This is a genomic window from Paenibacillus sp. FSL R5-0912, from assembly GCF_000758605.1.
GTDB lineage: Bacteria > Bacillota > Bacilli > Paenibacillales > Paenibacillaceae > Paenibacillus_AQ.
The window spans coordinates 1,949,603-1,965,106 of the sequence record NZ_CP009282.1 but is presented as its reverse complement, the minus strand read 5'-3'; the positions used below and the strand labels follow the sequence as shown (position 1 = coordinate 1,965,106).

The following is a 15,504-nucleotide window of genomic DNA, read 5'->3' as shown; positions in this document are numbered from 1 at the left end:
TCACGTCTCTCCTCAATCGGTCTGATTCATTCGTCTGGATGCATAGAAATAAATGAGTGAAATCATCCCTACGATTAGCGCGGACACGAAGGCGACCGCACTGCCATATCCGAACTCCTGCACCTGAACCGCCGCACTGCCTCCGCCGACAGGGAAGAATAATTTGTATAAGTACAGGAACATCACCTCAGTCTTGCCTACCGGACCGCCTTCGGTCAGGACCATAATACTCTCGTAGCCCTTCAAGGCTGTAATAATTGCCAGCATAATAACCATCTGCATGACCGGACCCAGCATCGGCAGCGTTACATAGCGGAATTGCTGGATTCTGCCTGCCCCGTCCAGGGAAGAGGCCTCATACACATCCTCAGGAATATTCTGCAGACCGGCGAGGAAGAGCAGCATATAATTCCCGACCGCCCCCCACGCTGCAACGAGAATGACGGTTAGCATCGCATACTTCGGCCCCAGCCAGTCAACGCCGGTGTCCGACAGATTGAACTTGATCAGGAACTGATTCAGAATTCCGTTATAGGAGTTGAATATGGTGAAGAAGACTACGGCCATAACAGCTGTACTGATGACGGTCGGCATGAAAAAAATCCCCCGCAGCAGCTGTCTGCCCCGCAGCCCGCGGTTCAGGATGGCGGCCAGCAGCAGAGCCAGCGGAATGGTGATCAGCAGCTTGCCTCCTGCGTAGATGAACGTATTCACAACCGAATCCCAGAACTGGGTATCCTTCAGGATGCGGCTGAAGTTGTCCAGCCCGGTAAACCGTGCGGTTCCATAACCTTTATAGTCATAGAACATGTAGCGGAACGCCCAGGCAATCGGGTAGATTCCGAGCACAAGTGTCAGAAAGGCACTTGGAAAGATAAAGCTGTATGAGAATAAGGCATTTTTTGTTTTATTCATAGGGTCTCTCCCGGCTCCTTTCCCTTGCGGTCAGGGCAGCGGGGATGGAGAAGGCTTCTTCCCCCATCCCCGCTGCCCTGACCTGTATCTGTATGCTAAACCGCTGATTATTTGGCGAACTTGCCGCCCAGGCTGGCCGGATCGAAGCTGGCATCGGGCTCAGCTTTTACACCATCATTCTTAATTGCGCTGTCCAGCGCAGCATTGTAACGTTTGTTGAGGTCAGCGATGATTGCTTGCAGGTCGCCGCCGTTGAGCATGTACTTGAAAAAGGCGTCATCCGATTTCATGCCCTCGGGAGCAACCGCCGGATAGACCGGCCATACCCCGTCATACTTGTTCGGCAGGAACCCTTCAATACCGCTTACATCTGGCGTTTTGGCTACCGAGCTAACCGATGGAACCATGGAGATACCGAAGCCTTTTTCCTGATAATCCGTCAGCACCTGATCTTCATACATGAACTGCATGAACTTCCATGCCGCTTCCTTATTCTCCGATTTGGAGCTTAGACCCAGCCATTGGCCGCCGAGGAAGCCGGAAGCGCCCTTCACATTGCCGTCGATCGTAGGAGCCGGTGCTGCTGCCCAGTCAATTTTGGCCGGGAACTGATTCTTGTAGACGCCCGGCTCAGAGGAGTAGGACAGATACATCCCGATCTTGCCTTCTGCAAACTGTGCCCGCAGCGGATCGATATCCAGGGATTCTACGCCCGGAAGCATGCTGCCGTCATCCTTAATCTGCTTGAACGCGTTGATAATAGGCTCGAAGCCGCTGAAGTCGTACCGTGCTGTCTTGAAGTCATACCCGAAGCCGCCGAAGCCGCTCAACTCCGCAATCACCCGCGCCGAACGCCCGAACGCACTGCCGGGACTCTTGAAATTCTGTGCAAAGCCGTAAGCCCCGTCCGCCTTGCCCGCTTCCGTCAGCTTCTTGGCTGTATCCACCAGCTCCTGAAGTGTAGTTGGAGGATGCTCAATGCCTGCTTTGGCGAACAGGTCCTTGTTGTACACCAGACGCATCGTCGTTCCGTAGTTCGGCAGACTGTAACGTTTACCGTCGAATTCGTTCAGATCCGGCATAGCCGGGAACTTCGCCTTCAGCTCATCGGTGAGGAATTCATCAATAGGAGCGAGGAAGCCTTTTTTGTAGAACGTCTGGATGGTATTCTCCTTCACCCGGATCACATCCGGCGCATCCGAGGTCTGGAAGGACAGATCCAGCGCCGTGTCGAAGTCGTCGCCCTTAACGACCAGTTCCACCTCAATTCCGTCAGTGTTGGTTTCGTTGAACTCGGCAACCTTCTCCTTCACAAAATCGGCATCATGGCGGTCGCCCGTCCAGTAGCTGATTTTAGTCTTTTCCCCTGAACCTGAACCGCCTGTTCCAGCATCTCCTGTGCCTTCTGCTGCATTGTTGCCGTTGCCGCAGGCTGCCAGGCCAAGTGCCATAACCAGGCTTAAAGATGTCATAAGCATACGCTTCATCATTGGTAGTGCCCCCTTATTTATCGCTGCTGAATTTAACTTACAACCTGATTATAGATGGGGTAACGCTTACACATAAGGCGGGTAAGCCCACATTGAGGGCAGGTTTTTGCGGGAATTGCTGAAGTGGCTGAAGCTGCCCTGTACACAAAAGGGAGCGAATCTCCGTTATGGCGGAAATCCCTCCCTTGTTCCTGTTTATTCTTTTCCCAGGTAATGCAGTTTAAACTCCGACGGGGTCATGCCCGTGTACTTCTTGAACACCTCACTGAAGTAACGCCTGTGCTCATAACCAAGATCGAGGGCAATCTCCTGCACCTGCAGGCCGTCAATCAGCATCGCCTTAGCCTTCTCCATCTTCTCATGCATCACATACTGCTGGAACGAAACCCCTTGCACCTTCTTGAACAGGTTGGAAAAATAGCCCTGGCTGAGGCTGATCTGCTTCGCAACCTGCTCCAGCGACAGACTGGTATCCAAATGCTCCCGGATATATGCCTTGGCCTGTTGAATAATCCGCGTGGATTCTACAGATCGCGCTTCTTCCACCAGGGAGCAAGCCGCCCGGCACAGGTGATCAAGCAAGCCTCGGATATCCTGCAAGGACGGATGCATGCGGTTCCTCATAACTTCAATGCTCCGTTCCAGCGGCTCTACCTGCTCATACGGGAACTGCTCCAGCATAACGCGGCAGATCCGGAAGCTCAGCTCATAGCCCACGCTTTCAACATAACGCGGCTCGGGCAGCAGCTCATTGTCCAGCAGCTCTGTGAACAGCTGATCCAGCACCTGCAGGCTTTTGCCGCTATTCCCGGAACGCAGGGCAAACAGCAGCTCCTGCTCGGCGGCTGCGGAATAGCTGTGAAGTGCGAGCGGTTTATTCTCGATATCGCCGTAGTTGTATACACCGTTGCCGCCGGTATAGAAATGATACCCCAGCGCGCTGAGCGCCTGCCCGTACGCTGTTGCCAGTTCATGAATCGAAGATACGCCCAGCCCCATGCCGACCGAAAGCGTATTGCGTGAGAATTGGCTTACGTTCATGCAGCAGGCCTCCGTGATCCGCGCAGCGGTGTCCGGGTCCGAGCCGTTGATAATGCAGACATAGCGGTCTGTGGCCTCACGGATAATCACCCCGCGGGTCCAGGCGGAAATCGTCTCCTCGAGAATATTATGCAGGCTGAACCGCAGCAGCTCGATCTCCTGCACAGGCTGGCCCATAAGCTTCTCCGCAAAATGATCAATCTCGGCGACAAACACGAAGAAATCATGCTGCGCAAGGGGGATGTCCAGATACGCCCATCTGGACCGGGCATCTGCCTCCGTCGTCTGATGATGCAGCAGGAAGGTCAGATATTCCTGGCGCAGTATGGGCATGCTTTCTTTGATTTTGGATTCCATTACCGCAAGTCTGGCTGTCTTCTGCCGCTCCTGCCGGCACAGCTCCTTCGCCTTCAGCACCACATTCACAATCTCATCCAGAGAAAAAGGCTTCTTCACGAAATCAAGTGCACCCAGCCGGATCGCTTCCTGGGCATAGGTGAACTCGGAATAGGCACTAAGAATAATAATCTTGCAGTCCGGCAGAAAATCCAGTATCGCCCGGGTCATCTGCAGCCCGTCCATTCTCGGCATGCGGATATCGGTCAGCACAATGTCAGGCCGGGTCTCGCGGATCATCCGCAACCCCTCCTCTCCGTCCAGCGCGGTGCCGGAGACCTCAATACCATGCTCCTGCCAGCCCGGCTTACGGGAGATCATCTCCACTACACTTCTGATATCGTCGATAATACACAGCTTGAACCTCTCCGGCTCCTGCCCCCGCTCCAGCTCCTGTTCCATCTTTATCTCTCCTCCCCTAGCGGAATCCACAGATCCGTCCGTGACCCCTTGCCCGGTGCTCCGTCTATTTCCATGCGGGCGTCAGCCCCGTAATACAGCGCCAGCCGGTGCCTGATGTTGAACAGGGCATAGCCCTTTTTGGACAAGGGTGCAGTGTTCATGCCCTGCTTCACGCTCGCAGCATCCAGCCCCCGTCCATTGTCCGCAAGGGAAATATGCAGCATGCCCTGCTCCCTGCCCACCGTAATGTCAATTCTTCCTCCCCCGGACCGGTCGCTGAAGCCGTGCTGGATGCTGTTCTCCACAACCGGCTGCAGCACGATCTTCGGAATCTGGCAGGCCAGAAGCTGCTCATCCTCCACGCTCACGGTATATTCAAACAGATCTTCATAGCATTTCTGCTGAATCGCGAAATACTGCCGGACATGGGACAGCTCATCCTCCAGCGAAATCAGATCCTTGCCTCCGCTGAGGCCGATCTGGAACATCTGGGACAGCGCCAGAATCATCTCATTCACATCGTCGTTCTCGCCCATGACCGATTTGCAGTAGATCGTATTCAGCGTATTGTACAGAAAGTGCGGCTCCATCTGCGCCGTAAGCGCACGGATCTCCGCCTGCCGCTTGTCCTCCTCCTTGGATTTCACATCCACGATCAGCGCCTTGATCTCCGACATCATCCGGTTGAACTGGAAGCCTACCTGCGCGATCTCATCCTCGTACCTGCTCTCATACACTACGCTGAGCTGGTTCTCCTCCACTCTGCGCATCAGCCGCCGAAGTTTGAACAGCGGCTTCAGCAGGGCTGAAGTCAGCTGATTGGAGATCAGCCAGGTGGTCAGCAGAAAGACGGCGATTACATACAGCGTTGTACGCTGCACCCGCTGCAGCTTGCCCAGCAGCAGGTCCCGCGACTGCATGCCGGAGATGATCCAGTCCGGTGAGACTGCCGATCTTTTATAATTCACCAGATACTCCTTGCCGTCATAGCGGTAGGAGTGGTCCTGCGGATCAGCATCTTCCCCATTTGCCGCCAGCAACGGCTTCCAGGGGAACTTGCCGCCGAACGGCCAACGGGATTCTACCACCGCATCCCCTTCGCCGCTCAGCAGGTAATAATTCCGGCCAAGCGGCTCCCCGCCCTGATTCAGCAGGCCGTCAATCCGGCTCTCCTTGATGTTGACCACGATATACACATTGCTGATCGGTGTGTATGGATATTCATAGATTCCCCGGACCACGAATGAGATGACCCGCTGGTTGCCCGTGAACAGCCGGTCAAAATGCCCTTTGGCCCAGTAGCCGCCCGGCTGCTCCTTGCTGAGATCATATAATTCCGAGCCGTAGAACGAGTTATCCTGTGCGCGGATCTGCGTGGTGGAGTAGAAGTCGCCGATCGGTGTAACGATCAGCACGTTCTCGATAATCGGCTGATTGAACGTTGCCTGGGAGAGCACATATTGCAGATCCGACAGATGCACATAGTAATTCGACACATCATGGCTGAATACATCAATCATCATTTTCCGGTAGGCATCGCTCAGCATCAGGGACTGCACGGACAACGCTACATCGTTCAGCCGGGAATCGAGCAGCTGTGTGGTTTTGCTTACCGTCTCCTGGCTGCTGGCATAAGCATTATCCTCAATCTCCTGCGCGGCGGTCCAATACGAGAAGCTGCCCATCGCGCTAATTGACAGCGTTATCAAAACAATAAAAGAAAACAGAATCCTCTGCTTGATCGATATCCGGTAATACCTGCCTGCGAGCTGCCGCCAGACTTGCCCGCAATAGGCTATGAATGTATGCATAGTTCCCCCTTCTTCAGTACTGGTCAGAAAACCGGAATCAGATCAGCCATTTCAGCAATTCTCCGGCAATCCGCTCATGTCCCTGCCTGTTCGGATGATTCACATAGGCTTCGAAGCTGCGGAAGGTATCGGATAACCCGGTGCGATAACCCGGTGCCCTACTCTCCGGCCATCTCCCGGAGCTGCTCCGCATGCTGCACCAGAGCCTGCCAGCTTCCGTCCCTTGTACCATACGACCGGTCCCGGCCCGGCGTCAAGAGAATCCCCTTAATGTTCTGCACGAGCGCCTTGCTCAATCATATCCCTCCATGCGTCCCGCGCCGCCGCCAGTCCGGTGCTCCGGTCATTAAGCGCGTAGTCCAGGGCAGCCAGCCCGGGCCGGTGGCTGAGCACTTCGGGCATGATAGTATCGGATGACGTAACAATAGTGGTTACAGGCTTTGCCAAATTATACTTTTATACTTGTATCATCTTACTCAGCCCGCCGGAGAACCAAATCTCCATGAGAGTCGAATCAGCTGGAGCTTACCGATTATTCATTCTCTCAACTGAAACTTGTCGAGCGATGGCAGGTCATTAAACCAGCCTGCCCGCCTGCGAAGCGGACTGATATTCCGTTGTTCGGACAGATCAGGCAGATTTACCGGCTAAGCGGACTGAGTACCATTGCCTTAACAAGGAACAAAATCTATTCGATTTTTCCTATACATTTGGTCCAGTTACCTTCGTGATAGCTCCAACTTCTTTAGGGGGCTGTGGAGCTTGTGTTCGGTTTTTCGCATACATTTGGTCCGGTTACCTTCACAGTAGCTCAATGTGTTCGGTTTTTTGCATACATTTGGTCCGGTTACCTTCGTGATAGCACATTGTGTTCGGTTTTTCGCATACATTTGGTCCGCTTACCTTCACAGTAGCTCATTGTGTTCGGTTTTTCGCATACATTTGGTCCGGTTACCTTCGCAGTAGCTCAATGTATTCGGCTTTTCGCATACATTGGGCCCGGTTACCTTCCCAGAAGCACATTGTGTTCGGTTTTTCGCATTCACTGGCCACCTTTGGCCCGCTTACCAGGGGATTCAATGGGATTACGGATCTGCTCCTAATTCCAAGGGACTTATTGTCCACAATTGACAAATATCAGAATCCCCTATACAACAGGAAAGGCAGCAGTCCCCCTTAACCGGGAGGCTGCTGCCTTTTTATGGTTGTCTTTCACCTGCTGTTATACTCGCCCAATGAATCCGCTCAGGCGCTCCACCGCCGGGCTACAGCCGCCCACCCTGAAGCGCAGCCGCCAGCCTGTCGCCGAAACGGCTTCCCAGCAGCTCGTAGCCTTCGGCTCCCGGATGCAGGCCATCCGTCAGCAGGTCCCCATCTTCCGGGCCGAACCATTCCAGACCGTCCAGGTAATGCAGATGGCGGTCTCCACGCGACTGCAGCAGCTTCACCGTATCCTTAATCTCCCTGCGCATCAGCGGCAGGGTGAACCCGAGCTTGTTCTCCTTCGTCTCCCGCTCCTCCGTCCCGTAGATCGGAGAGATGACCGCCAGCGGCGTCTCCTTGTGCTTCTCACGGATGGTCTCCAGCATGCCGATCAGCAGCGGCTTGAACATCCGCGGACTGGAGGCTGCTGCACCGTATATATTGACTCCGACGCACAAGGTAATCAGTTCAGCCGGCAAATCGCGGATCAGCCGGCCCGCCATCGGCTCCATTAGGCAGTTGCCGGAGAAGCCAAGATTGGTAAGATGATAGCCGCATGCCCCGGCGGCAATTACCGGCCAGGTGCGCGAAGGGCTGGACGCTGCCACACACTGGGTGATGGAGCTTCCATACGTCACCCACCGCGGCCGGTTGTCCGGCAGCGGTTCAGCAGCAGCTTCATCTTCGATCTGCAGCCCGCTAAGCGTAATGCCGGTATTCTGCGGTAGATAGATTTCCAGCTCCTTTATTCCCGGCGGAAGCCCGGTGAACAAGGCTTCCGTGTCACCCGCAGCAAGCCGGAGCGTCTGGAGCAGCACGCTGCCGCTGAGACAGTCCAGTGCGGCAGCCTCCGCAAGCGGACTGAACGACAAGGCCAATGTCCGGGAGCCGGTGGCCAGCCGCAGCCGGATACCGGAGCAGATTTCCGCCTTGCCATCAATCCCGTCAGGCGGATACAACTCATAATCCCGGTAAGGAATACGCCAGGGCTTGATCACCTCCTCCCGGTGCTCCAGTGAAACTGCGCCGTGAAAGCATTCATCTGTCAGAGGAAGGCTCTTCAATGCCCTTCCCCCGCTTCCCTTGCTTCCCTGCTGTCCGCCGCTCCGGTGCCCGGAACGAAATCCTCCCCCAGCCACACATCCTGCTCCAGCAACCGCTGCTGCAGCTCAGGGATCGAGATGCTGCGGGAATCCGCGCCATCCCGGAGCGCCAGCGATGCTGCCGTCCCGCAGGCCTGGCCCATCGAGAAGCAGTTCGGCATCACCCGCAGGGAGCCCTGAACCGCCCGGTCCGAGGACACGGAGCGCCCGGCCACCCACAGATTCCGGATGCCTACAGGAAGCATGACCCTGTAGGGCACGCCGTGGGAGACTCCCGGCGGCAGATGATTGAAGGTCATATCACTTTTGCTGGTAGCCAGGTGGATATCGATGTAATAGGCATTGCGGGCGATATCATCCGGGAAGGAGCGCGCCGCAATGAAGTCATCCACAGTCAGTGTATAATCGCCCTGTATGCGCCGTGTCTCCCGGATGCCAAGCTGTTCACCGCTCGCTACCAGATGTGCATGCCCGAAGCCCGGCACATACTTCTGGAAGAATTCCAGCTGCCGCAGTACGGTCCGGCGGCCTTCAATCGCTCCGCGTGTCAGCTCCTCGGCCTTCGTTCCATCCACTCCGAACACATGGCCGAAGTTGACCCCGACCAGATAATCACTCACCCAGGCCAGACCGGAAATCGACTTGCGGCCTTCCGGCAGCGCCCCTTCGGCGATGGCCTGTTCAACCGTCCGGTGCAATTGACCCGTATCTCCCGTCTCCTCCAGGAAGCGGCTGAACTCCTTGCGGTCCACATTCGCCAGCAGATAACACATGCTGCCGGGCTGAAGCTCCCCTTCCTCACCGCCTTTCTGGAAAGGCACTCCCGACAGCGCAGCGATATCCCCGTCACCCGTACAGTCAATAATATAACGGCAGCGGATGAAGGAACGCCCTGATTTGTTGACAACAATCACACCTTCAACACTCTGTCCATTAGGGGACAGTACAACATCGTAGACAAAGGTATGGAACAGAGGGGTCACACCGCTCTCAAGAATGGCGTCGTCATAGACACGCTTAAGCACCTCAGGATCAATCGGCACCCAGTCCAGCATTTCGCGGTATTCCTCCTGATAACCGGGATCGCAGGCCTGCTTCATCCGCTCCATCAGCTTCAGGCCGAGGCCGCGGATAATTGGCTTCACCTTATCCGTGTAAGGGCAGAAGGCAGGCACAAGCGCTACAGTGCCCATGCCGCCCAAGTACCCCCGCTGCTCGACAATCATGGTGCTTGCCCCGCCTTCGGCAGCGGAGATGGCGGCGGCAATACCCGCCGCCCCGCCGCCGATCACCAGTACATCTACTTCGCGGGAAACCGGCACAGCTGCAGACGGCAGAGTAATCTGTCCATATTTCATATGTCCGTAATTCATATGTCCGTAATTCATAATCGTCCTCCTTGTAAGGCCGGTTTAGTTATTCATTCCTCTTCTCCAGACAGAGCCGGAGCAGGTCATCTACATGCGCAGTCGCCAGGCATTCCACCGTATCCGCAGCACCGTAATAAATCTTGACCTCCCCGGAATCCTCCAGGATCATCCCGCCGGGAAAAATCACATCGTTGCGGAAGCCGCCCGAGGTTTCATACAGAGCCTCCGGTGCCAGCAGCGGCGCTGCCGCCCTGCCGATAATCCGGCTAGGATCTTCAAGGTCAAGCAGCATAATCCCGGCGGTATAGCGTTTCTTCCAGCTGTCCTCCCAGCCGTTCTTGCCCCGGCTGCGGTCAAGATCCACGGCATGGAATGTTGTCAGCCAGCCCTTATCCGTCTTGACCGGCGGGGCACCGGGCCCCACCTTGTCATTGGCATACGCCACATTCTCAACAGCAAGCAGCAGCTTGTGATTCCCCCAATACTTCAGGTCCGGGGAATCACTCATCCACATATCGAAGCGGTCCAGTCCGCCCCGGCTGTAGACCGGCAACGGACGCTCAAGCCTGACGTATCTGCCGCCGATTTTCTCCGGGAACAGCACCATATTGCGGTTATCCGGCAGCGACAGGCTCAGCACCTCGAAGGAGCGGAAATCATCCGTCACGGCGATCCCGCCGCGCAGGCCGTGAAGCGTATCGACCGCGAAGCACAGATAGCAGCGTTCGCCAATTACGGTCAGACGCGGATCATATACCCGGACTACTTCTTCGTCATGCCAGGACCAGCACGGCTCCGGCTGCACCTCCCAGGCTATGCCGTCGTCGCTGAAGGCAAGTCCCAGATTCGTTGTATGATGGGGAGCGACGATCCCTTTGCCCTCATCCCCGTAGTCATTGCGGAATACCATTACATATCTGCCCTTGAACTTCGTCACCCCGGCGTTGAAGACCATGGCCGGCCCGTACGGGACATCCGCAGGCTTCAGAATGGGGTTAAGCGGATGCCGGACCATTACCGGACTTGAGGTAAGCGTGCCTATCGTAATATCGTTCATTGTCGATAATTCTCCTTTGCACTTCATGAATTAACAGCTACCCTTTAACTGAACCGGCCGTAACCTGGATAAAGGTCTTGTTCGCCAGAATATACGCCAGCAGCATCGGCAGAATGGACAGGCAGGCCCCGGCCATCATCAGATGGATCTGCATCGCGGCGGAAGATCCGTAGCGGAGATTCGCCAGCCCCACGGTCAGCGTCTGCAGCTTCGGATTGGTCATGGTGAATACCAGCGGCAGGATGTATTCGTTCCACGAATGGCGGAAGGCGAACAGTCCGGCAACACCCAGTCCTGGAGTCAGGAGCGGCAGAATGATGCGGAAGAAGGTGCGGATGAAGCCGGAGCCGTCGACCATAGCCGCTTCATCCAGTTCGCGGGGAATCGCTTTGAAGAAGCCCTGCAGCATGAAAAAGGTGCTGGAATGGGCACTGACCAGAATCAGAATAACTCCCCACAGCGTGGTATTCAGATGCAGGGCAACCATCAGATCGAACTGCGGGCGCAGTACAATCGCACCCACCGAAATGAACATCATGGAAGCCTGCACCGTGACATAGATCCGTTTACCGGGAAAATCGCGCCGGTCCACCACATAGGCGGCCATCGAAGCTACCAGCAGCGTCCCCACCGTAACCATTACACTCATAAAAGCACTGTTCCAGGTATAGCGGGCAAAGTTGGCCTGTTTCCAGGCTTCCGCATAGTTGGCGAATTGCAGCTTCGCCGGAAGCAGGCTGCCGCCGGTCATCATTTCCGCCCCGGTCTTCAGCGAACCGGTCAGCGTCATCAGCAGCGGAAACAAGGTCAGGAGCGCCGTTGCCAGCAGAAACAGCCACATCACCGTCCGGACCGCTATTCTTCCGGCATGGCCGGACGGCCGGGGGGCGGTCTGCGCCCGTCCCGCCGGCTGCTTGGATATCACATGTTCATTCATATTATGATCGGGCCTCCTAATACACCTTGTTCATTTTGCGGCTGAAGAAGAAATACAGTCCGGTAACCGCACCGACAATCAAGGCGGATGCGAAGCCCACGGCACTGCCGTAGCCCAGCTGCTGTGCTACCGGTGAACCGGTGGATACAGGGAATAACAGCTTATACAGATAGAGGTACATCACTTCGGTTTTGCCGATCGGTCCGCCTTCTGTAATGACCATGATGCTCTCATAGCCCTTCAGGGAAGCGATAATCGCCAGCATAATGACCATCTGGGCAACCGGAGCCAGCATCGGAAGCGTAATATTCCAGAAGCGTCTTCCGGCGTTCGCCCCGTCAATGGCCGCGCTCTCGTACAGATCCTGCGGAATGCTCTGCAGCCCGGCGAGAAAGAGCAGCATATAGTTGCCGACCGCGCCCCAGACCGCCACGATAATTACCGTCAGCATTGCATGCTTCGGACCAAGCCAGTCAATCGGCTGTGAGACCAGATGCAGCTTCATCAGAACCGTGTTAACCATCCCGTTATAGGAATTGAAGATGTTATAAAAAACAACGGAGATCACCGCCGTACTGATCACGGTCGGCATAAAATAGATGCCCCTGAGCAGATTAGACCCGCGCAGTTTGCCATTAAGAATGACAGCCAGCAGCAGGGACAGCGGCAGGGTCAGCAGCAGCTTGCCTCCGGCAAAGACGAAGGTATTGCGGACTGACTCCCAGAATAGGCCGTCCCGCAGCAGCCGGCGGAAATTGTCCAGGCCTACGAACAGCGCCTCGCCGTACCCGGCATAATCGTAGAACATATAGCGCAGCATCCAGAATAAAGGATAGATGCCAAGGATGAGCGTCAGAATAATGCTCGGTGCAAGGAACAGGGAGTTCTCCCCAAGCCTTCTCCATTTGTAAATCATGCGTTGTCCTCCTTCGGGGAAAGCAAAGGGGCTGCGCCGGGAATCCCGTACAAGCCCCTTCCTAACCTGTTATTCTCCCTGCGGTTTCAGCGGATCAAAGGCAGGGTCCGGCGTAACGGTAACCTCGCCCTTCTCTACCGCTTTAGTCAAGGCGGCATTATATCTTGTGTTCAAATCTTCAGTGATGGCCTTGGCGTCTCCGCCTGCAAGGATATATTTGAAGAAAGCATCCGCATAAGTAGAGCCCTCCGGAGTAACGCTTGGCACTGCAGGCCAGAGCGAGTCATGCTCGCCGACCAGGAACCCTTCCATGCCGTTAATTTCTGGTTTTTTGGCCTGTTCTACAATGCTTGGCACTACGGCAATCCCGAAGCCCTTCTCATGATACGTCTTCAGAATATCGTCACCGTACATGTATTGCATGAATTTCCAGGCGGCCTCCTGATGCGCTGATTTGGCACTGATGCCGAGCCAGGTACCGGCGGACACGATTTCAGAGGTTCCTTTAATCTGGCCATCCAGTGTTGGAGCCAGGGCACCCGCCCAGTTGATTTCAGTCGGGAACTGGTCCTGATACACCCCAGGCTCTGTCGAGAAGGAGAGGTACATCCCGATTTTGCCTGCCGCAAATTGGGCGCGCAGCGGATCGATGTCCAGTGTCTCTGCACCTGGCAGAATGCTGCCGTCTTCATACATCTGCTTGAAGTACTCGATGGTCTGGGAGTAAGGTGCGAAATCAAACTGGCCTGTCTTCAGGTCAAAGCCGAGTCCCTGATAGCCGCTCAAGGAGAGAATCTCACGGATCGAACGGTCAAAAGCCGCCTTCGGACTTTTGAAGTTCAGCGCGAAGCCATAGACACCTTCGGATTTACCGGCTTCGGTAATTTTCTTGGCATCTTCGACCATTTCCTGCAGCGATACCGGGGGATTCGCAATACCCGCTTTGGCAAAGAGGTCCTTGTTATAGATCAGGCGCAGGGTGAGGCCGGTATTAGCCAAAGAGTACACCTTGCCGTCAATCCGGTTGACATTGTCGATAATTACGCTGCCGAATTTGGTTTTCATGTCATCGGTAAGATAACCGTCAATCGGTGCCAGATATCCTTTTTTGACAAATTCAGCTGTATTGCCGCTCTTCAGACGGAGCAGATCCGGTGCCTGATTGCTGGTAAAAGCGATATCCACGCTCTGCGCGTAGTTCTCGGACATCACCGTCAGCTCCACCTGGATATTCTCACCGTTCGTCTCATTGAACTTGTTGATCAATTCTTTGATATATTCCTGGTCATGACGGTCGTCCGTCCAGTATTTAAGCTGTACAGGCTCGCTTGCGGCAGTATTGCCTCCAGCAGCGGCTGTTGCCGCAGGAGCTGCCGTACCCGCTTCAGGCGCTTCAGTTGCCGCACCCTTATTGTTGTTGTTCCCGCCGCAGCCGGCGATTCCGGCGGCCAGCATGAGGCTCAAGCTGAGACCCAACCATTTTTTCTGCATACGTTCTACCCCTTTGATTAACATTTGTATTGTGAGCTCGTTTTTATTATAAGCCCCCTCCCCCGCAAAAGGAGTGCGGCAGATTCACTCTCTAGGGACAGAATTCCATGGTTCTTATCTGCCGGATGTTCCTTGTCCGGCCAGATTTCCAGCCTCATCGTATTTCCGGATATACGCCAGCAATTCTTCAAAATTAACCCACGATATCCCCACCTTCTGATCTGCCGCGCCATAAGACATGATTAAATCATCGCCCAAGACAATGCCTCCGGTCGTAAACAGGCAGGGTGTCGGGTAATCCTCCGGCATTTCCCAATCCCGCTCGGCATACATCAGACGGTCGGAGCAACGGTGAATAACTGCCGGGAAATCATTCTCCTGCTCCCTGAGGATCAGGAAGGATTGCGTGTACCCGAACTGTACATTTTTCTTCGCGTGATAGGATACCAGCCATTCTCCATTCCCCAACGCCAGCGGCGGCCAGCTTGCGCCTACCCGGTTCTCCTCCCAATCAAAAATCGGAGAAGCCAGGAGCCGGTGTGCCGCCAGGGGTGAGGCAAAATCCGCTATGGCTTCCGCTGCCGCCAGATAAATCGAGGGCTTCCCCGCCTTCTCTCCCCCTTCAAAGGGAAGGACATTCATCGGCCGGTGCAGCATAAGATATTGCATTTTACCGGCAATCCTCATTTTCCGGGGAAATAAGAACACATCGCGGTTATCGCTGACATGTCCCTCGGTGAGCGGACCTACATATTGAAAAGCGCTTTCATAGTCACCCTGCTTCAACTTATCCAGATTCAGCTTGTAGAGCACACTGACTGTGTCATTAGCCCGGGCCGATTGAATGAACGGGTCTGCCTCATCTCCGGCAAAGATCCAATCCGGAACATATTCAAACCGCGTCTGTACCGGAGGCTGCTGGCTGCTGAGCCAATAGGGCCCAGGGGGAAACGCCCGGCAGGCCACCGTGACGTATAACTCCTCTTCGATATAAAAGATACGCGGGTCCTCCACACAGCCGTTGGCATAATTCCGCACTTCATTTCCGTAAATATCCGTGATGTACAGCTCATGCTCCTCATACCCCAGTGCAGGCGCCAGAGCCGGTCTTGAGAAGTCAGCCTCCCAGGTTTCTCCCGCATCCCTGCTGCTCGCATACCCCAGAAAAATCGGATAGGGATCATGACAGCCCTCTCTTCTTTTGTGTCGCCATGGCCCGGTGGCCCGGAATAGCATATGGATTTCATCAGAATCAGGGTCTTTAATAATCGCCGGATTCAACACCATTTTATCCGCCCAATCACAGCCTGGTACAGGCTCAAGAGCCGGTTTGTCCAAATAGCGGAATTTCGGTTTCATCATTTCATATTTC

General features: G+C 55.1%; 13 protein-coding genes. All 13 read right to left on the bottom strand.

Annotated features, from left to right (window positions below; translation table 11 throughout):
• Positions 1-12 precede the first annotated feature (12 nt).
• Positions 13-915 (bottom strand): carbohydrate ABC transporter permease, encoded by a 903-nt coding sequence (locus R50912_RS08315; protein ID WP_042233907.1) that lies wholly within the window; start codon positions 913-915, stop codon positions 13-15.
• Positions 916-1,022: 107 nt separating this feature from the next.
• On the bottom strand, positions 1,023-2,405 hold the full coding sequence (locus R50912_RS08310; RefSeq protein ID WP_042233905.1) for an ABC transporter substrate-binding protein: 1,383 nt from the start codon (positions 2,403-2,405) through the stop codon (positions 1,023-1,025).
• A gap of 195 nt (positions 2,406-2,600) precedes the next feature.
• Complete coding sequence (locus R50912_RS08305; RefSeq protein WP_042233903.1) at positions 2,601-4,244, bottom strand: response regulator; 1,644 nt, start codon at positions 4,242-4,244, stop codon at positions 2,601-2,603.
• Positions 4,245-4,246: 2 nt separating this feature from the next.
• The gene (locus R50912_RS08300; protein WP_042233901.1) at positions 4,247-6,055 is read right to left on the bottom strand and encodes a cache domain-containing sensor histidine kinase; all 1,809 of its coding nucleotides are present in this window, start codon (positions 6,053-6,055) and stop codon (positions 4,247-4,249) included.
• Positions 6,056-6,092: 37 nt separating this feature from the next.
• On the bottom strand, positions 6,093-6,248 hold the full coding sequence (locus R50912_RS34855) for a hypothetical protein (protein ID WP_156123015.1): 156 nt from the start codon (positions 6,246-6,248) through the stop codon (positions 6,093-6,095).
• Entirely contained in the window at positions 6,214-6,351 is a 138-nt protein-coding gene (locus tag R50912_RS34850; protein WP_156123013.1) for a hypothetical protein, read from the bottom strand. Before R50912_RS34850 ends, R50912_RS34855 begins: the two co-directional genes overlap by 35 nt.
• Before the next feature lie 969 nt (positions 6,352-7,320).
• Positions 7,321-8,322, bottom strand: coding sequence for an SGNH/GDSL hydrolase family protein (locus R50912_RS08295; protein ID WP_042233899.1), 1,002 nt, complete (start codon positions 8,320-8,322; stop codon positions 7,321-7,323).
• The gene (locus R50912_RS08290) at positions 8,319-9,749 is read right to left on the bottom strand and encodes an FAD-dependent oxidoreductase (protein ID WP_442950505.1); all 1,431 of its coding nucleotides are present in this window, start codon (positions 9,747-9,749) and stop codon (positions 8,319-8,321) included. Before R50912_RS08290 ends, R50912_RS08295 begins: the two co-directional genes overlap by 4 nt.
• Before the next feature lie 28 nt (positions 9,750-9,777).
• Positions 9,778-10,788 carry a glycoside hydrolase family 130 protein gene (locus R50912_RS08285; protein ID WP_081956427.1) on the bottom strand — a complete coding sequence of 337 codons (1,011 nt, stop codon included), beginning with the start codon at positions 10,786-10,788 and terminating at the stop codon, positions 9,778-9,780.
• A gap of 37 nt (positions 10,789-10,825) precedes the next feature.
• Positions 10,826-11,725 (bottom strand): carbohydrate ABC transporter permease, encoded by a 900-nt coding sequence (locus R50912_RS08280; protein ID WP_042233895.1) that lies wholly within the window; start codon positions 11,723-11,725, stop codon positions 10,826-10,828.
• Positions 11,726-11,741: 16 nt separating this feature from the next.
• Positions 11,742-12,641, bottom strand: a complete 900-nt coding sequence (locus R50912_RS08275) for a carbohydrate ABC transporter permease (protein WP_042233893.1) — start codon at positions 12,639-12,641, stop codon at positions 11,742-11,744.
• Positions 12,642-12,710: 69 nt separating this feature from the next.
• The gene (locus tag R50912_RS08270) at positions 12,711-14,132 is read right to left on the bottom strand and encodes an ABC transporter substrate-binding protein (protein WP_042241885.1); all 1,422 of its coding nucleotides are present in this window, start codon (positions 14,130-14,132) and stop codon (positions 12,711-12,713) included.
• Positions 14,133-14,246: 114 nt separating this feature from the next.
• On the bottom strand, positions 14,247-15,494 hold the full coding sequence (locus tag R50912_RS08265) for a glycoside hydrolase family 130 protein (protein WP_231637803.1): 1,248 nt from the start codon (positions 15,492-15,494) through the stop codon (positions 14,247-14,249).
• Positions 15,495-15,504: the final 10 nt, after the last annotated feature.